Below are 20,167 nucleotides of genomic sequence, written 5' to 3' on the forward strand. Positions count from 1 at the left end.
GTCAGATATCTTTTCAGTAAATTTGGAAATCTAAGAACTTACTTTTGCATTAAAAATAGCCTAAGCTGATTTAATCACTTTTAATAAAAGCATCTATAACAATGATACAAGAACAAATTCAGGTTGTTCCTTTGGAAAAGATTAGTCAGCAGGAATGGCTACCACTCTGACAAGATTATCAAACTTTTTACCAGACTAAACTCTCGGATCAATTAAATCAGAATACCTGGCAAAAGCTAAGCAGTCTCGAGCTTGAGCATATCTATGGCTTTGCTATCATCCTCGATCAGCAAGTGGTGGGCATTGTGCATGTGATTGAACATGACAGTTGCTGGATGTTGACGCCGTATGCCTATTTACAGGATTTATATATCCATGCTGATTTTCGTGGGCGAGGCGTAGCAAGGGCTTTGATTGAACAGGTATATCAACATGCAAAACAGCGTGGTTGTGATCGGATTTATTGGTTGACGCATGAGACCAATACAACAGCCCAGCAATTATATGATCGGGTGGCAAAGAAAACCGGATTTATTCAATACAAGATGACCTGATATCGGCAGAGTCATTCTGCTTACAATTTTACCGTTCCATGCATGCAACAAATCGTTCTATCTTTAGCGATGTAAATAATTCCAATTCAGCTAGATTAGAACCTATTCAAAACAGAGGGTTATGACATGAAATTAATAACTTTGGCTGTGGGCCTGACTTTGGCTACTGTAGCAACATTCTCCATGGCAAAACCAGTGGCTTATACCATTGATCCGGGACACACTGCGACCGTATTTAGCTGGAGTCACTTTGGCTTTTCTACGCCTTATGCCAACTTTAGCGATATTCAGGGCACCATTAATGTCGATAATGAAAAACCTGCCAATTCATCTGTGAATGTCACAATTCCAGTATCCAGTATCAATACTAATGTCAAAGCACTGGATGAGCATATTCAAAGCGCAGAATTTTTTGATGTTGCGAAATATCCAAATATCACCTTTAAAAGTACCAAGGTTCAAGCTTTAGGCAAAAACAAATATAAAATTACTGGTGATCTCACAGTGAAAGGCGTGACTAAGCCAGTGGTGCTGGATGCAGTGTTAAATAAACAGGGCGTACACCCAATGACTAAGCTGCAAACGGTTGGTTTTAATGCAACGACTTCATTTGACCGTTCTGCATTTGGTGTAGGGGCATATGTACCAAATGTCGGTGATAAGATTACTGTGAATATCACGACTGAAGCTTCTGTGCCGGCTCCGAAAAAGAACTAAACCAATAAAAAAGCACCCGATTGGGTAATGCCAGTCAGTTAAGCAAATATTAGAAAAATGTAGTAAAAATGAGTGTATGTAAATACGCTCATTTTTTTATGTCTTTATCTGAACATTTAGAATCCACTCTTGAACATGCTCTCCCATCACTTAGCCATTTTTGTGAACTTATTGACTTAAATTGGATTGAAACATCTCTGCATCAAACAGGTAAGGCATCGATCAGAAGGAGAAAATTACCTGCTGAGCACGTGGTTTGGCTTGTTCTTGGGCTTGCCTTGTTTCGCAATCAACCCATCAGCTATGTGGTAGAACAATTAAAACTCGTGTTTGGTACAACAACCTGAGTTCGATATAAAAAAAGAGTAGAAAAAAAGCCCTGTTTTTGTAACATATTGGTTCTCAAGACAAAATGTTATAAAACAAGGCTTCTCAATGGATCATATTACCGAATTATTTTGTATTTTGGATGATTTCTGCAAAAAATTTAATGAATCTTTAGAGAAAGCTTTAATTTCTAATCAAAAAACCAGGTTGAAAAAGTCAGCTTTAAGCTTGTCTGAAGCAATGACCATTGTCATTTTATTTCATCAATCCGGTTTGAGATTCTTCAAATATTTTTATTGCCAAATGATCGTTCCATTCTGGAAATCTGCTTTTCCTAAACTGCTTAGCTACAACCGATTTATTGAAATCATGCCCCGTTGTTTGCAAGCTCTGAGTTGTTTCTTCCATCAGGTGAAAGGAAAAGATACGGGAATCAGTATCATTGACTCCACTAAATTGGTAGTTTGCCATAATCTTCGGATTAAAAGGCATCGTGTATTTAAAGGCTTGGCCGGTCGTGGAAAAAGTAGTACGGGTTGGTTTTATGGTTTTAAATTACATCTCGTTATCAATAATTTAGGTGAAATTATTAATCTCAAGCTGACATCGGGAAATGTTCATGATGTTGCTATATTAGAATCTTTAACTCAAGAATTAAAAGGGATCCTACTCGGAGACAAAGGCTATTTGAGCAAAGCAAAAGCCGAAGCTTTAGCAGCAAGAGGACTGAAAATATTGACCCCATCACGTCGGAATATGAAAAATAAACCCATCCAAACTGAAGAAGAAAAACAATTACTTTGCAGAAGAGGATTGATCGAAACAGTGAATGATCAATTAAAAAATTTACATCAACTTGAACATTCACGTCATCGTTCGGTAAATAACTTCATGGTGAATATCATGGCTGCTGTAGTGGCTTATTGTTTGAACCCCAATAAGCCAACTTTCCAAAATATGCTAAAAGGTTAAGTGGATTTCATCGAACTCAGGTTACAACAGATTATTGTGTTCCTAGTGCAGCTGTCCAAGCTCGACAACGTTTAGGTCGAGAACCTTTAGCCGCCTTATTCTCCTTAATCAGCCAAGCATGGTTTGATGAATCACAACAACAATATTCAACCTTTCAAGGTCTTAGTGTATGTGCTGTTGACGGGGTGGTTTGGTCTATGCCACTGACCAAGGAGAATTTTAATCATTTTGGCTCATCTAAAGGTAAAACTGCTGTAGCACCTTACCCACAAGTTAGAGCCACGTGTCTAGTGAATACCAATACTCATGAAATCATAGATGCCCAAATAGGCAGTATGGATCAAGGTGAACTCACATTAGCAAATCAATTATCTCCTCCAGCACAAAGTATTACTTTGTTTGATCGAGCTTATTTCTCTGCTGATTTTTTAATAGGCTGGCAAACACGTGGAGAATCAAGCCATTGGCTTATGCGAGCTAAAGATAATTTACGTTATGACATAATTAAACGGAATTCCCCACATGATTTTCATATCAGGATGCCAATATCAGCAAGAGCCAAAAAACTTAATCCAGCATTAGGAGATTACTGGGAAGCACGTTTAATTGAAGTTGAGCAGGCAGGAAAAATCAGACGTTACATTACTTCATTATTAGATTCAAAGACATACCCACTTATAGCCTTGGCAAAGTTATATGCTCAGCGTTGGGAAATTGAAATGTGTTACCGAGAAATTAAAAGCAATTTACAGGAAGGTAAGCACTTAAGGAGCAAACAGCCAGACTTAATTTATCAAGAATTATGGGGTGTCTTGATTGCTTATAATGTTCTAAGAAGACAAATGAAATATATGGCTCAACGTGCCAAAGTAAGCCCGTTGAGGATCAGTTTTCATATTGCATCTATTGCCCTTCTTAATTTACTCAGATTCGACTCTTTGGCTTCTGCAGGTAATCTACCCAAACATCTGGAAAGTTTAATGGAGAAATCTAATCGGTATGTTATACCTGAGAGAAGAGTGAGGAGTTATCCAAGGGTTGTAAAAGGAAAACCTCAAAAATACCCAAGAAAAAGCCAGTCAATCTCTTAACTGACTGGCATTAACCCGATTGGGTGCTTTTTATCATTGAATCAAATCAAAAAATTAGCTGCTTTGCAGATTATCCATAAATTGCTGAACAATTTGCCCCGATGTAGACTCTAAAACTGAAGCAAATTTCTGGCTTTCAGCACGTAATGCAGGAATATTGATCCCGGCTTTACGCAGCTCACAGGTATGCCCAATCAGCCATTTTTCAAGACTATCTGCTGCGACTTCAGGATGGAATTGCAGGGCCAAAATATTTTCACCGACACGGAAAGCCTGATTCGGATACAGGGCAGAGCTTGCTAATAGTTCCGCCTGAACTGGGAGGTCAAAAGTATCGCCATGCCAATGCAGTACTTCAGTATTTTCCAAAACAACGAGTGGATTATTTTTGACTTGGGTTAAAGTTAGTTTAGACCAGCCGATTTCTTTGACATGACCCGCATAAACTTTCGCACCCAAAGCATGTGCAATCAGTTGTGCGCCTAGACAGATGCCTAAAGTCGGTAAATTCTGTTCTAAGCGTACTTTTAGTAAGTCTATTTCTTGTTGTAAAAAAGGGTAGTCCTCAGTTTCATAGACTCCGATAGGACCGCCTAAAATGACGGTTAAACCTTTGTGTTCATAGGCCTTGGTCAGGTCATCCACACCGACTTCAAAATAGCGTACCCGCAAGCCGAGCTGATAAAAAACATCTTCCCAAGCCCCAAGGTCTTCAAAGGCGAGATGTTGGATTGCATAGACGGTGTCAGGAAACTCATCAAAATTAAGCATGGTCGTGTCAAATTAAGGAAATGATTTAATTTAGCGCGAATCTAATGCCTTGAAAAGTTTTATATAAATCAGTGTGCTACTGCACCAAAATAGCACTTGTTTGCAATTGATTAAATTCTGTAAAGATACTCTGCTATTGTTGATCGACATTTAGGTATAGATTGAAATGATCATCTTATGCAATGCGCATAGAACTCCATTCCTTATAACAACTCCATCATGAGGAGCCTCACTATGCAACGTCTTAGCCTGTATATTGATCGAAAAAGAATCAGTCCCTATGCCATGTCAGCTTTTGTGGCCCTCAGAGAAAAGCGAGTTGAGTTTCAGGAAGTTAAAATCGACCTGGATAAGGGGGAGAACAAGTCAGATACCTATTTGCGCGTGTGTAAAAGCGGGAAAATTCCTTGTTTAACCGTGGATAATGGGTCGATTTTTGAATCAATGGCGATCACTGAATTCCTGGATGAGCTGTTTCCTGCGCCAGAGTATCCTGTTATTTACCCAAAAGATATTTATGCCCGTGCCAGATGTCGTGCCGCGCAGTTGCTAGTTAAATCGGATTTTGGCTTGATTCGTGAAAATATGCCATCAACCGGGATTTTTCAGCCACCACCACAGCAATTTATTCCAGACCGTAATACCCAGGCAGAGGTCGATCGACTGGTTCGTGTCGCAGAGTCTTTGATTGGTGATGTATGGATTGGTTCCCAGTGGAGTATTGCTGATTTTGATCTGGGTTTTATGTTGCATCGCTTGATCAGTTATCAGGTGCCAATTCCAGAAAAACTATATAGTTATGCGATGCGTAACTTTGAGCGGGAATCGGTGCATGTGTGGTTTAAATTAAGGGAATTGGAACGTGGTACCTGGGATCCGTCACCTTTTGATGTACCTTAAATTTGAAAATGATTTTATCCTGAAGAAATATTCAAATTTACCTGTTCGCTAGACAATAAATAACTCCTGATTTGCACTAATCAGGCGTTATTTATTGGAGATATTTTATTTTAAGCATTATTTTAATAACTTTAATAAGGCATCTGCTGTTGCTGCAGAAGAAGCCGGATTTTGACCGGTAATTAATAAACCATCCTGCTGAACATGCACATGCCAGTCTTTAGCTTTAGAGTAATTTCCACCATTTTCCTTAAGCGTATCTTCTACCAAGAAAGGCACAATATTGGTCAGCCCGACAGTGGTTTCTTCACTGTTGCTAAAGCCAGTGACATTTTTTCCAGCAACAACCGGTTTGCCTTTAGCATCTTGAACATTTTTTAATACGCCTGGCGCATGACAGACCAGTGCAACCGGTTTGTGGGATTGTAAAGTTTGTTGAATTAAACGGATCGAGTTTTCATCATTCGCTAAATCCCATAAGGGCCCATGACCACCTGGATAGAACACTGCATCAAAGTCCTCAATATTTACTTCACTTAAGGGCACAGTTTTCGCCAATGCTCGCATGGCTTGCTCATCTGCCTCAAAACGCCGGGTAGCTTCAGTCTGTGCATCTTGAGTGCCACTTTTTGGATCGAGCGGTGGTTGACCACCTTTGGGTGAGGCAAGTATGACTTCGGCACCGGCATCAATAAAACGATAATAAGGTGCAGCCAGTTCTTCCAGCCAGAAACCAGTTTTTTCACCAGTTTCTCCCAGTTGATCATGTGAAGTTAGAACAATTAGAATTTTCATAGGAATACCTGAAATGATGTCGTTTTTTTGAATAGGAAAATATAAAGCCGGTTGAAATAAAAGCTTGATTTAAATGGGGTGTCTTAGATCGGCGTTTCTTAACACTATTCTAATCGGCAGCTATTTATCACTTTTCTTTTTCTTGCCGCCACCATCCTGTTTATTGACGGTTGACCAGGCAATACGTTCAGCATCTTCTTGAGAACGTCCTTGATCTATTTCACTGTCTTCAATATGTTTTGCTTGGCGTTTCTGTTTATCGGTATAAGCCGATTTATCACCTCTAGGCATGACCTAATCCTCAATCCGAATAGTTGTGAAAATGACTATAGCAAGGACTGAATTTATACAGGGTAAGTAACTGTCAGGATTTGTTGGGAAATGTTTTAGTGTTTAAATATTTTTAATTGTGGGTAGGACTCACTATTAATTTCATATAAGACTTCAAATAAAAGATAACGACCTATATAGACATAGACCGTTATCTTTTACTCATTTTAACCATTAATAATGCTGCCACCGTTCACATGAATGACCTGACCAGAAATATAGCTGGCTTCATCACTAGCTAAAAATAAATAGGCAGGGGCCACTTCGCTCGGTTGCCCCATACGGCCCATCGGCGTGTCCTTGCCAAACTCTTTGAGGGTTTCTGCATCAAAACTACTTGGAATAAGTGGTGTCCAGATTGGACCTGGAGCAACGCCATTGACTCGAATTCCGGTCTTCTGTTTGAGCAGGCTGGTGGAGAGGCTGCGGGTAAAAGAAGTAATCGCACCTTTGGTACTGGAATAATCAATCAGCTCATCATGACCATGATAGCTGGTAATACTCGTGGTATTAATAATGCTGTAGCCAGCCTGCATATGTGGCAGCACGGCCTGTGTTAAATGGAACATACTCAGGATATTGACATTAAATGTCTTATTCAGTTGTTCGGGAGAAATATCGGTAATGCTTATTTGTGGGTACTGAACGCCCGCATTATTTACCAAAATGTTAATGGTTTTAAATTCCTGAATGGTCTGTTTAACCAGATCCTGAATTTCAGAGGGTTGTTGCAAGTTACATTTTATAAGTAGGCAGCGCTGTCCCTCTGCTTCGACCAGCTTTTTAGTGTCCTGCGCATCTTGGTCTTCATCCAGATAGCAAATTGCGATATCGGCACCTTCACGGGCAAACAGGACAGAAACGGAGCGTCCAATACCACTGTCTCCGCCAGTAATTAATGCCACTTTTCCTTTTAATTTTTCGCTGCCTTTATAGTTTGGTTTGATGATTTCCGGTTCAGGATCCATGCGTGTTTGTACGCCAGGTTGATGTTCTTGAGTTTCAGTAGAATTTGGGGTTTCAGGATAATGATTCATATTTTTTCAGTTCCATTGTTTGAGGTTATAGGCAGAAAAAATATATTAGGAAGATTTTGGAGAAATAGGCTGAGAGCTGACATTTCATAACAAACGCTATGAAAGGTCTTACAAATTTGTTAAATCTTTAATAAAAGACATAAAAGCAAATGACGTTTGCTACATTTATTGAACTAATCAAGTATTAGACTAAAGAATGAATCAGAGCGTAAATTTAAAAAAATATATTTATAAATGAAAAATATATTATTTATTAAATATTTATAAGATTATTATATCTAATATTTTATTTACGTATATGAAATATCTATAAATTCAATATGTTGGCCTAAAATTTTACAGTGTGATTTGAATCGCTTTTATTTTTTATTTTGTGATTCAATTGCTTGAAATATAAATTTAAAAATTGTTTAATAAATTCAATAATAAATGTATTTCCAGGGGTTTCCTATGCAGGTTCAAGTCATCTCAAAAGCAGGCGGTAGCAATAAACTTATTAAAGAATATATAGAAGCAATCCAACTAAAAGAAGAGTCTGTGGTTTTAATTGATGTAAAGATAGAAGATATTGAAAAAATTGAATATTTAGATAATAAAGCTATCATTACTTTAAAAAATGGCGAACAAATTGTAATTGATAACTTTAATATCGAAGAAAGCTCACTTGTTTTTAGAAATGAGAACTCAGAATTATTTTTATTTGATTTTGAAACGATTTCTTATAATCCGATAGATAAAATAGAGCCATTATTATATGGTCATTCAGAAAGCTCATTTATTAGTGTTTGGCCGATTGTTGGTACAGTAGGTGTTAGTGGGTTGATGGCAGCAGCTATTGGGGGGAGTTCATCGAGTTCTTCAGAAACTAATTCCGTAGAAGATAACACTGAAGGTGGAAACACTGATTCAGGCAATACTGAAGGCAGCAACACTGACTCACCATCAGAACAAGTACCACCAGCAGCGCCAACGGCGTACTACGACAACGTTGGTGATGAACAAGGCAACTTCCCAGTAGACAAGCCAACAGATGACAGTACCCCAGGTATTGTGATTGGTGAGCTTCAAGAAGGTGAAACTGCAGAATTACTTGTTGATGGTGAAGTGGTTGAAGCCGAGTACGATGCAGAAACAGGTACCTTGACACCGAAAGCGCCACTGGAAAATGGTGAACACGACATTCAATACGTGATCGTGGATGCGGAAGGCAACAAGGGTAAACCAAGTGATGCGATCCAATTGGTGATCGATGCCGCTCCGGCAGCGCCAACGGCGTACTACGACAACGTTGGTGATGAACAAGGCAACTTCCCAGTAGACAAGCCAACAGATGACAGTACCCCAGGTATTGTGATTGGTGAGCTTCAAGAAGGTGAAACTGCAGAATTACTTGTTGATGGTGAAGTGGTTGAAGCCGAGTACGATGCAGAAACAGGTACCTTGACACCGAAAGCGCCACTGGAAAATGGTGAACACGACATTCAATACGTGATCGTGGATGCGGAAGGCAACAAGGGTAAACCAAGTGATGCGATCCAATTGGTGATCGATGCCGCTCCGGCAGCGCCAACGGCGTACTACGACAACGTTGGTGATGAACAAGGCAACTTCCCAGTAGACAAGCCAACAGATGACAGTACCCCAGGTATTGTGATTGGTGAGCTTCAAGAAGGTGAAACTGCAGAATTACTTGTTGATGGTGAAGTGGTTGAAGCCGAGTACGATGCAGAAACAGGTACCTTGACACCGAAAGCGCCACTGGAAAATGGTGAACACGACATTCAATACGTGATCGTGGATGCGGAAGGCAACAAGGGTAAACCAAGTGATGCGATCCAATTGGTGATCGATGCCGCTCCGGCAGCGCCAACGGCGTACTACGACAACGTTGGTGATGAACAAGGCAACTTCCCAGTAGACAAGCCAACAGATGACAGTACCCCAGGTATTGTGATTGGTGAGCTTCAAGAAGGTGAAACTGCAGAATTACTTGTTGATGGTGAAGTGGTTGAAGCCGAGTACGATGCAGAAACAGGTACCTTGACACCGAAAGCGCCACTGGAAAATGGTGAACACGACATTCAATACGTGATCGTGGATGCGGAAGGCAACAAGGGTAAACCAAGTGATGCGATCCAATTGGTGATCGATGCCGCTCCGGCAGCGCCAACGGCGTACTACGACAACGTTGGTGATGAACAAGGCAACTTCCCAGTAGACAAGCCAACAGATGACAGTACCCCAGGTATTGTGATTGGTGAGCTTCAAGAAGGTGAAACTGCAGAATTACTTGTTGATGGTGAAGTGGTTGAAGCCGAGTACGATGCAGAAACAGGTACCTTGACACCGAAAGCGCCACTGGAAAATGGTGAACACGACATTCAATACGTGATCGTGGATGCGGAAGGCAACAAGGGTAAACCAAGTGATGCGATCCAATTGGTGATCGATGCCGCTCCGGCAGCGCCAACGGCGTACTACGACAACGTTGGTGATGAACAAGGCAACTTCCCAGTAGACAAGCCAACAGATGACAGTACCCCAGGTATTGTGATTGGTGAGCTTCAAGAAGGTGAAACTGCAGAATTACTTGTTGATGGTGAAGTGGTTGAAGCCGAGTACGATGCAGAAACAGGTACCTTGACACCGAAAGCGCCACTGGAAAATGGTGAACACGACATTCAATACGTGATCGTGGATGCGGAAGGCAACAAGGGTAAACCAAGTGATGCGATCCAATTGGTGATCGATGCCGCTCCGGCAGCGCCAACGGCGTACTACGACAACGTTGGTGATGAACAAGGCAACTTCCCAGTAGACAAGCCAACAGATGACAGTACCCCAGGTATTGTGATTGGTGAGCTTCAAGAAGGTGAAACTGCAGAATTACTTGTTGATGGTGAAGTGGTTGAAGCCGAGTACGATGCAGAAACAGGTACCTTGACACCGAAAGCGCCACTGGAAAATGGTGAACACGACATTCAATACGTGATCGTGGATGCGGAAGGCAACAAGGGTAAACCAAGTGATGCGATCCAATTGGTGATCGATGCCGCTCCGGCAGCGCCAACGGCGTACTACGACAACGTTGGTGATGAACAAGGCAACTTCCCAGTAGACAAGCCAACAGATGACAGTACCCCAGGTATTGTGATTGGTGAGCTTCAAGAAGGTGAAACTGCAGAATTACTTGTTGATGGTGAAGTGGTTGAAGCCGAGTACGATGCAGAAACAGGTACCTTGACACCGAAAGCGCCACTGGAAAATGGTGAACACGACATTCAATACGTGATCGTGGATGCGGAAGGCAACAAGGGTAAACCAAGTGATGCGATCCAATTGGTGATCGATGCCGCTCCGGCAGCGCCAACGGCGTACTACGACAACGTTGGTGATGAACAAGGCAACTTCCCAGTAGACAAGCCAACAGATGACAGTACCCCAGGTATTGTGATTGGTGAGCTTCAAGAAGGTGAAACTGCAGAATTACTTGTTGATGGTGAAGTGGTTGAAGCCGAGTACGATGCAGAAACAGGTACCTTGACACCGAAAGCGCCACTGGAAAATGGTGAACACGACATTCAATACGTGATCGTGGATGCGGAAGGCAACAAGGGTAAACCAAGTGATGCGATCCAATTGGTGATCGATGCCGCTCCGGCAGCGCCAACGGCGTACTACGACAACGTTGGTGATGAACAAGGCAACTTCCCAGTAGACAAGCCAACAGATGACAGTACCCCAGGTATTGTGATTGGTGAGCTTCAAGAAGGTGAAACTGCAGAATTACTTGTTGATGGTGAAGTGGTTGAAGCCGAGTACGATGCAGAAACAGGTACCTTGACACCGAAAGCGCCACTGGAAAATGGTGAACACGACATTCAATACGTGATCGTGGATGCGGAAGGCAACAAGGGTAAACCAAGTGATGCGATCCAATTGGTGATCGATGCCGCTCCGGCAGCGCCAACGGCGTACTACGACAACGTTGGTGATGAACAAGGCAACTTCCCAGTAGACAAGCCAACAGATGACAGTACCCCAGGTATTGTGATTGGTGAGCTTCAAGAAGGTGAAACTGCAGAATTACTTGTTGATGGTGAAGTGGTTGAAGCCGAGTACGATGCAGAAACAGGTACCTTGACACCGAAAGCGCCACTGGAAAATGGTGAACACGACATTCAATACGTGATCGTGGATGCGGAAGGCAACAAGGGTAAACCAAGTGATGCGATCCAATTGGTGATCGATGCCGCTCCGGCAGCGCCAACGGCGTACTACGACAACGTTGGTGATGAACAAGGCAACTTCCCAGTAGACAAGCCAACAGATGACAGTACCCCAGGTATTGTGATTGGTGAGCTTCAAGAAGGTGAAACTGCAGAATTACTTGTTGATGGTGAAGTGGTTGAAGCCGAGTACGATGCAGAAACAGGTACCTTGACACCGAAAGCGCCACTGGAAAATGGTGAACACGACATTCAATACGTGATCGTGGATGCGGAAGGCAACAAGGGTAAACCAAGTGATGCGATCCAATTGGTGATCGATGCCGCTCCGGCAGCGCCAACGGCGTACTACGACAACGTTGGTGATGAACAAGGCAACTTCCCAGTAGACAAGCCAACAGATGACAGTACCCCAGGTATTGTGATTGGTGAGCTTCAAGAAGGTGAAACTGCAGAATTACTTGTTGATGGTGAAGTGGTTGAAGCCGAGTACGATGCAGAAACAGGTACCTTGACACCGAAAGCGCCACTGGAAAATGGTGAACACGACATTCAATACGTGATCGTGGATGCGGAAGGCAACAAGGGTAAACCAAGTGATGCGATCCAATTGGTGATCGATGCCGCTCCGGCAGCGCCAACGGCGTACTACGACAACGTTGGTGATGAACAAGGCAACTTCCCAGTAGACAAGCCAACAGATGACAGTACCCCAGGTATTGTGATTGGTGAGCTTCAAGAAGGTGAAACTGCAGAATTACTTGTTGATGGTGAAGTGGTTGAAGCCGAGTACGATGCAGAAACAGGTACCTTGACACCGAAAGCGCCACTGGAAAATGGTGAACACGACATTCAATACGTGATCGTGGATGCGGAAGGCAACAAGGGTAAACCAAGTGATGCGATCCAATTGGTGATCGATGCCGCTCCGGCAGCGCCAACGGCGTACTACGACAACGTTGGTGATGAACAAGGCAACTTCCCAGTAGACAAGCCAACAGATGACAGTACCCCAGGTATTGTGATTGGTGAGCTTCAAGAAGGTGAAACTGCAGAATTACTTGTTGATGGTGAAGTGGTTGAAGCCGAGTACGATGCAGAAACAGGTACCTTGACACCGAAAGCGCCACTGGAAAATGGTGAACACGACATTCAATACGTGATCGTGGATGCGGAAGGCAACAAGGGTAAACCAAGTGATGCGATCCAATTGGTGATCGATGCCGCTCCGGCAGCGCCAACGGCGTACTACGACAACGTTGGTGATGAACAAGGCAACTTCCCAGTAGACAAGCCAACAGATGACAGTACCCCAGGTATTGTGATTGGTGAGCTTCAAGAAGGTGAAACTGCAGAATTACTTGTTGATGGTGAAGTGGTTGAAGCCGAGTACGATGCAGAAACAGGTACCTTGACACCGAAAGCGCCACTGGAAAATGGTGAACACGACATTCAATACGTGATCGTGGATGCGGAAGGCAACAAGGGTAAACCAAGTGATGCGATCCAATTGGTGATCGATGCCGCTCCGGCAGCGCCAACGGCGTACTACGACAACGTTGGTGATGAACAAGGCAACTTCCCAGTAGACAAGCCAACAGATGACAGTACCCCAGGTATTGTGATTGGTGAGCTTCAAGAAGGTGAAACTGCAGAATTACTTGTTGATGGTGAAGTGGTTGAAGCCGAGTACGATGCAGAAACAGGTACCTTGACACCGAAAGCGCCACTGGAAAATGGTGAACACGACATTCAATACGTGATCGTGGATGCGGAAGGCAACAAGGGTAAACCAAGTGATGCGATCCAATTGGTGATCGATGCCGCTCCGGCAGCGCCAACGGCGTACTACGACAACGTTGGTGATGAACAAGGCAACTTCCCAGTAGACAAGCCAACAGATGACAGTACCCCAGGTATTGTGATTGGTGAGCTTCAAGAAGGTGAAACTGCAGAATTACTTGTTGATGGTGAAGTGGTTGAAGCCGAGTACGATGCAGAAACAGGTACCTTGACACCGAAAGCGCCACTGGAAAATGGTGAACACGACATTCAATACGTGATCGTGGATGCGGAAGGCAACAAGGGTAAACCAAGTGATGCGATCCAATTGGTGATTGCTGTACCACCAACGCTCATTCACTCAGAAGTTAATGCAGATGGACACATCATCCTGAGCTTTGATGCTGAGCTCAATCACACACAAGGCCCTGACGCCGAGCAATTTACAGTTCGTGTAAATGGAGAGGACGTTGCGGTGACGGGTGTTGAGATTCAAGGAACTCAAGTTACGCTCAGCACTGAACCACGTATCTTTGCTGCGGATCAAAACGTTGAAGTTGCGTATCGTGATCATGGTGCTGCAGATGATGCCAATACCTTACAATCTGCCGATCAACAGGGTGTGAATGGCACAGATGTTGCTGATTTTACACAAGTCATTGCGCCAGAAAATAATGCCTCTGTACAAAGCAAACCAATGTTATTGGCGGCACTCGATCACGTTGATGAAAATGGTATTCGTATAGAAGAAGCCAGTGCGATTGATGATGGTAGCCTCACCAATGATTCACAGCCGACATTTATGGGGCGTGGTACGCCAAATGATCACATTTTCTTAACGATTAAAGATGCAGATGGCAACATCATTGCAAGCTTTGAAACCATCGTTGCTGAAAATGGGATTTGGGAACTCGACTTGCACGTAGTCAAAGATGTCGAAGGCAAAGCAATTGAGTTGCCTGAAACAGCATTGCATGTTGAACTCTCATCTGCCTTAGATCCAGACGTGCAAACTGTCTTGAATTTCACGGTAGATGTCACGCTTGCTACACCTGAAATTGTGCCACCAACAGATACGCATGTGGATGGAGATGGCATTACCTCAGAGAACGTCTTCCATGTCACAAATATCGATGCAGATGCGACTTGGTATTATTCGACCAATGGCGGTAAGACATGGCACTTAGGTGTAAAAGATTCATTTACCTTAAGTGAAGGTGATTATCCTGAAAATAGTATTCAGGTCAAAGTCGTTGATGAAGCGGGTAATCAGCAGATTGTCGCTGAGCCAAAAGAATGGCACATTGATTTAACACCACCTGCTGCGCCAGTCATTGAAATTGATGGTCAAGCAGTGACGGATCAAGCGGTACAAACCGAATCAGGTCTGATTGAAATCAAAGATATCCCTGAACATCATACGCTTCAGTATCACTTAGGCGATGATCAATGGGAGACCTTGCAACCAAATGAAGCGGGTCAATATTTCATTCAATTACCAACTGCAAAAGCAGCCGATCTGATCGTTTATCCAGCAGATGGCCAATCACCGATTGAATTCAAACTGATTGATCAAGCGGGTAATGAAGTTGTCGTAAGCTTGCCACCAGTTGAAATTGTGGATTGGACTGCGGAACCTGTCATCATTAAAGCATTGGAATATGCACAAGGAGATGACTTTGTTGCTGTTCCTGTGGGCAAATATGTTTCAGCAACTGAGTTCAAAATTTCAGGTACTGCTGAAGCCTTCTCTGAAGTGAATTTGTATTTCAACGGTCAATCGATTGGTGATAAGCAAATCACGGGCGAAGATGGTGTTTGGGAGTTTGTCTTTGACAGTACGGATCCTACATTTGCATCCTTCTTAGTGGATGGTCGTTTGGATGGTCAGCATAGTCTTACCGTTCAAAGTAAAGACAAAGGCAATAATGTTGCCGAATCAGCACCTGTTGGTTTGAACATTGATACATTTACACCAGCACCGGTGATTCATGCCATCAATAATGCCAAAGAGACTGAAAAAGACTTCATCAAATCAGCGGAGTTTGTGAGCGGCATTACCGTGAAAGGCGAAGCTGAAGCAGGAAGTACCGTCACTGTCGAATGGTATCAACCCGTTTCATCGAAAGGTGGACTCTTTGACCCAGTGATCGTTGCGGGATTCATGTCTCCACAACAGCTGGTTGTCACAGCGGATTCCAAAGGGATCTTTGAGATCTTGGATCAAAACAATATTGTCATTGGTACAGCGAGCATCAGTGCATCAAGTGAAGTTGCACAGATTGATTTGAACCGCGAACTGGCACAAGGTGAAACGCTACAAGTGGTGTTTAAAAACGCCAAGGGTAATGAACAAAACCGCTTGTCATTGAGCGATGACACCAAGCTCACAGCAACAACAGAGGCTGATGAGTTAGGTAATTGGAGTGTGACGTTTGATCCATTACCAAGCAGTCAAGTGCCATTGCTGCCAATTGATGTGAACTTCACAGCAAGTGCCAAAGATAAGCTGAACAACCAAAGTGAACCAAGTGTTCATGAGGCACAGCTGCAAAAGACTGAATCTGCAACTATTTTCACCATTGCTGGCGATAACGTCATGAATAAAGGTGAATGGGCGGACATTATTGAAGCACAGTCATTTGTTGTACAAGGTGCACGTAGTAATACGACCTCTAGTGTTGATCTTGCTTATATTCGTGTGATTCAGGTCGATGCCCAAGGCAATCCAATCGGTAGTCATCTCGAATTTAGCCCTGCGATCACAGTAAAGTCTGTGAAAAAAGTAGATGGCTCTGATACCAATTGGGAAGTTGATGTTAAAGATTTGTTGGGGCAAATGTCAGCGGATGGTTTATACCGTTTTGAACTGTATGACAATTTAGCTGCATCTACACCTCAGGCGACTTTAACCGTCACGTTTGACCGTACCCCAACGGATGCACCTGAATTCACTACACTGATTGATAGTATCGATGCCAATGGTTTTACCTTAGATAAGCCAGAAGAAATTAAATTGGCAGGTAAGACTTCTATTGTGACGAATGATACCTTGCCAATGTTTGAAGGAACTGTTCATGAGGCAGGTGACCAGATTCAAATCGCATTGTATAACGCAGTCGATCACACCCCTGTTTATGCTGAAGTAAAAGTAAAATCCGATGCCAATGGTCATTGGAGCTACACTTTCCCTGAAGCATTGCCACAAGGTGAGTACACCGTTGTTATTCATGAGATTGACAGTTCAGGTAACGTATCAGAGGCCAATCGCTTAGATGTGACCATTGATACCGTTGCGCCTGAGGTGATTGTCGATCATGTAGCAGGTGATGATGTGGATAGCATTCACTTATCACAAAGTGATCTCAATGATGGCTTTGAGGTGACAGGTCGTGTTGAAGAAAATACCGGCAAGATCACCTTGCAGATCGAAGGTACAGAGATCACAGTTGATGCGGTGATCAGCGCAACACCGGGTGCCGATGGTTGGTATACATGGACAGCACATTTTGCGCCTGAAGATGTAACAGCATTGCAAGACCAAGCAACCTATCCGTTGGTGGTGAACGCAACAGATGCTGCAGGTAACTTAACTACCACATCTGTGGATATTACGACACAATTGGGTGATGTGATCACACTCAAAGAAGCAGATTATGCAGGTGAAGCGATTGTTCAACATACGCATCTTGCAGCTGCTGATGTGGAATTGGCATTACCCGCACAAAGCTTCAATGTCAAAGGCCAGCCAGTGACCTGGTCACTCGAAGCCAAAGATCATTTGGTGGCCAAAGATGCATCTGGTGCGCTTGTACTTGAAGTGAAAGCGAATGCACAAGGTTTGTACGATGTTGTATTGGCGCAAGGTGTCGATCATCAGGCCAACAATGATTTGTACAGTTTGGTGATTCCTGTGGTAATGGGCGATCAAAGCAAACACTTTACAATTGTGATTCAAGATGGTCAGCCAACTGTAAATGAAGTGATTGTCGATGCCTTAACGCAGGTCGGCGATGCAGTAGAAGGACATCTAGTTGATTCCTTCGGTATTGATGGCGGTTATCTCAGCAGTGTAAGCATTGCCGGTAATGTTTATCAGTACGATGCCACAACGAATACCGTGAAACAGTTGGGTCAATCTGATCAAGTGTATACCTATCACTATGTACCAGATCAACATGTCCTGACGGTTTCAACCATTCATGGTAATCAGGTGACCGTCAACCTTGAAACAGGTGTATACCGTGTTGAATCACTCGGCATCAGTCAGCCTGCACCAGCACAGCAAGATCCAGTGGCGCACTTGGGCGATACCGGTGGTTTACTCGGTGCTGCCAATGTCAGCTTATTGGGCTTAATTGACCTGAGTAATTCACAGGCCTTCACTGTCAGCGATGCCAACAACGACATCACCAAAGTGGAGATCTTGTCAGGTGCATTGGTCAATCTAGATCTTGGCTTGATGTACAGCTACTCGAAAGAGATGGCAGCAGAGTTTGGCTTTAAAATCAGCCGTATTCCAGCAGTGTTGCTCACACCAGCCAAGATCACCATTACTGCAAAAGATGGTGGTGTGATGGATCTACAAAAACTCAATGAGTTCTTGGGTACCGTGAGTCCTGTGTCTGGTTTAGGTCAGGTACTCGATGTCAAAGTGTTGCCAACACAAACCATTCGTGTCACAGACAGCCGTGGTCAGACGCATTATGACAATACGCTTGACCTAGCCGAAGTCGGTGTGGTGGATGGCCTTGGTGCGTTACTGAATTTGGGTGAGAAAGGCTTGCTGAAAGAAGGTACAGCCAATAAAGATACGATCGAAGGGGGTGACAACGACGAACGTCTTTATGGTTATGCCGGTGATGACACCTTATATGGTTATGCAGGCAGTGACATTCTGCGAGGTGGTCTAGGCAATGACACCCTATATGGTGGTCATGGCAAAGATATCCTCATCGGTGGTAAAGGCAATGATACCTTGGTGGGCGATCAACCTCCGAGCAAAGATGAAGCATTGATTCGTTTCAGTGATGTCTTCAAATGGGAGCGTGGCGATCAAGCCTTAGCAGGTGAAGAGATTCCAGTCGATGTGATTGAGGATTTCTATGCAGCAGCTGTCAGCCAAGGTGGTGATGTCCTTGACCTTGCGAACTTGCTCGTGGGTGAAGGCCGAATTGGCTATAGCGTGGGTAATTTGACCAACTATCTACATTTTGAAGCCGTATTGAATGCTGATGGTGATGTGGAAGCGACTCGTATCCTGATCAGCAGTGATGGCGCTTATGCAGGTGGTTATGCCAATGGTCATGCAGATAAGACCGATCAAATCATCGTATTAGAAGGTATCGATCTACTACATGGCAAAAACAGTGCAGGTCAATGGACAACGCTCAGTGATGTGGAAATTATCGAACAATTACTGGTCAATGGTAATTTGGCGGTCGATTCTGCAGAATTTACTGAAGCACAATTGAACCACAAGCCAGACTTAAGCATTTCTGCAGACGTTACAGATTATGACGGTGACCATGTGCAAACAGGTGAGAGCCTGGTCGATGTAGGCAACATTGTAGGCCAACAAGCGACAGACCATAACACTGCACCTGTGACACAAGTAGGTGTGAACAGTCTCTTGGGCTTGATTAACTTGGATGCATTGGGCTTATTGAACTTAAGTGATCAATATTTAACGGCTTATGATGCAGACAATAACTTGTCACGTGTGGAAGTGAAGTATCAGCCAATTGTGGATGTCAGTGTGACCCCAATGGTACTCGAAGCATCGAATGCGATTGCAGCGTCGTTGGGTATGCGCCTTGAAAGCGTGTATAGCGATGGTGTACTTGGTTTAATTGCGCCAAGTTCAACCCTTGTGATTACGGCAATCAATGGCGGAACACTTGATAACTATGCGGTAAACGAAGTGTTAAGCACCGTATATCTGACAGCACAAAAAGGGAACTTACTCACCGGTGATGTCTTAAGCTTGAGTGTGATCAATAGCTTGAGTATTACAGCAGTCGATGCTGCAGGTGCCAGTGTGAGCAGCAATGTGGCACAGTTGCTTGGATTAAATGCGTTGAATGGTGAATCCTTCAATGCCATGCATGAACAGGTGATTGTCGGCACAGATGGACATGATGTTGCACTTACAGGAACTGAACACAGTGATCGTTTCTATGGTCTAAATGGCAATGACACCATTGTTGTTGGACAAGGCAATGACTTTGTACGTGGTGGTTTAGGTGCAGATACGGTTCAGCTTGAAGCGTTAGATGCAAATACCCAGCTGCAAGCGAGTGATGTCGATGTTTGGTTAGACTTTAACTTGGCAGAAGGTGATCGTATTGATGTGTCTGACTTGTTGATTGGTTACGATGAAGAAAACGGCAGTCAAAAAGCAGACTTCGTGCGTGTCGATTACGATGCGGATAATCAATTGGCAATCGTTTCAATTGACCGTGACGGCGCTGCAGCTGCAGTCGATGGGCAAGTCGGTCATGAAATGACAGCGGCCTTGATTCTAGCCAATCAGAAACAGCCGATTGACTTAGATGACTTGTTGCAAAACATCATCTTCTAAGTAGATCTCTCAGTATTGATTTAAGCAAACACTTGAAAAACCAGTAACTGCGGTTGCTGGTTTTTCTCTATTTAGCTTT

The 20,167-nt window shown here is 43.5% G+C and carries 8 protein-coding genes and 3 pseudogenes; 7 read left to right on the forward strand and 4 right to left on the reverse strand.

The genetic code is table 11. The features are described 5' to 3' along the window. The first annotated feature begins 101 nt into the window (after positions 1–101). The 5 genes and pseudogenes from ABEF84_RS06300 to ABEF84_RS06320 form a co-directional block, all read left to right on the forward strand. Positions 102–554 (forward strand): annotated as a pseudogene (locus tag ABEF84_RS06300) (GNAT family N-acetyltransferase). 126 nt (positions 555–680) lie between these two features. Beyond that, positions 681–1,271, forward strand: coding sequence for a YceI family protein (locus ABEF84_RS06305; protein ID WP_347453917.1), 591 nt, complete (start codon positions 681–683; stop codon positions 1,269–1,271). Positions 1,272–1,369: 98 nt separating this feature from the next. Further along, positions 1,370–1,612, forward strand: a pseudogene (locus ABEF84_RS06310) (transposase domain-containing protein); the annotation flags it as partial. Positions 1,613–1,706: 94 nt separating this feature from the next. Further along, a complete protein-coding gene (locus tag ABEF84_RS06315; RefSeq protein WP_347473799.1) occupies positions 1,707–2,570 on the forward strand; it encodes an IS982 family transposase in 864 nt (287 codons plus the stop codon). Between the two features lie 23 nt (positions 2,571–2,593). Then, a pseudogene (locus ABEF84_RS06320) lies at positions 2,594–3,661 on the forward strand (IS4 family transposase); the annotation flags it as partial. Between the two features lie 54 nt (positions 3,662–3,715). On the opposite strand, the gene ABEF84_RS06325 reads toward ABEF84_RS06320, so the two are convergent. Further along, complete coding sequence (locus ABEF84_RS06325) at positions 3,716–4,432, reverse strand: glutamine amidotransferase (protein ID WP_347473803.1); 717 nt, start codon at positions 4,430–4,432, stop codon at positions 3,716–3,718. 234 nt (positions 4,433–4,666) lie between these two features. Between ABEF84_RS06325 and yfcF the strand changes: the two genes are divergently transcribed. After that, a complete protein-coding gene (yfcF, locus tag ABEF84_RS06330; protein ID WP_347454333.1) occupies positions 4,667–5,332 on the forward strand; it encodes a glutathione transferase in 666 nt (221 codons plus the stop codon). Between the two features lie 117 nt (positions 5,333–5,449). On the opposite strand, the gene ABEF84_RS06335 is transcribed toward yfcF, so the two are convergent. The 3 genes from ABEF84_RS06335 to ABEF84_RS06345 form a co-directional block, all read right to left on the reverse strand. After that, positions 5,450–6,127, reverse strand: a complete 678-nt coding sequence (locus ABEF84_RS06335) for a type 1 glutamine amidotransferase domain-containing protein (protein ID WP_347454332.1) — start codon at positions 6,125–6,127, stop codon at positions 5,450–5,452. A gap of 120 nt (positions 6,128–6,247) precedes the next feature. Then, the gene (locus tag ABEF84_RS06340; RefSeq protein WP_347454331.1) at positions 6,248–6,418 is read right to left on the reverse strand and encodes a hypothetical protein; all 171 of its coding nucleotides are present in this window, start codon (positions 6,416–6,418) and stop codon (positions 6,248–6,250) included. A gap of 206 nt (positions 6,419–6,624) precedes the next feature. Continuing rightward, a complete protein-coding gene (locus tag ABEF84_RS06345; RefSeq protein WP_347454330.1) occupies positions 6,625–7,494 on the reverse strand; it encodes an SDR family oxidoreductase in 870 nt (289 codons plus the stop codon). Between the two features lie 450 nt (positions 7,495–7,944). Here ABEF84_RS06345 and ABEF84_RS06350 point away from each other — a divergent pair, with 450 nt between their 5' ends. After that, positions 7,945–20,088, forward strand: coding sequence for an Ig-like domain-containing protein (locus ABEF84_RS06350; RefSeq protein ID WP_347473804.1), 12,144 nt, complete (start codon positions 7,945–7,947; stop codon positions 20,086–20,088). The last annotated feature ends 79 nt before the right edge of the window (positions 20,089–20,167 follow it).

Source organism: Acinetobacter sp. ANC 7912 (assembly GCF_039862785.1).
Classification (GTDB): Bacteria; Pseudomonadota; Gammaproteobacteria; order Pseudomonadales; family Moraxellaceae; genus Acinetobacter; species Acinetobacter thermotolerans.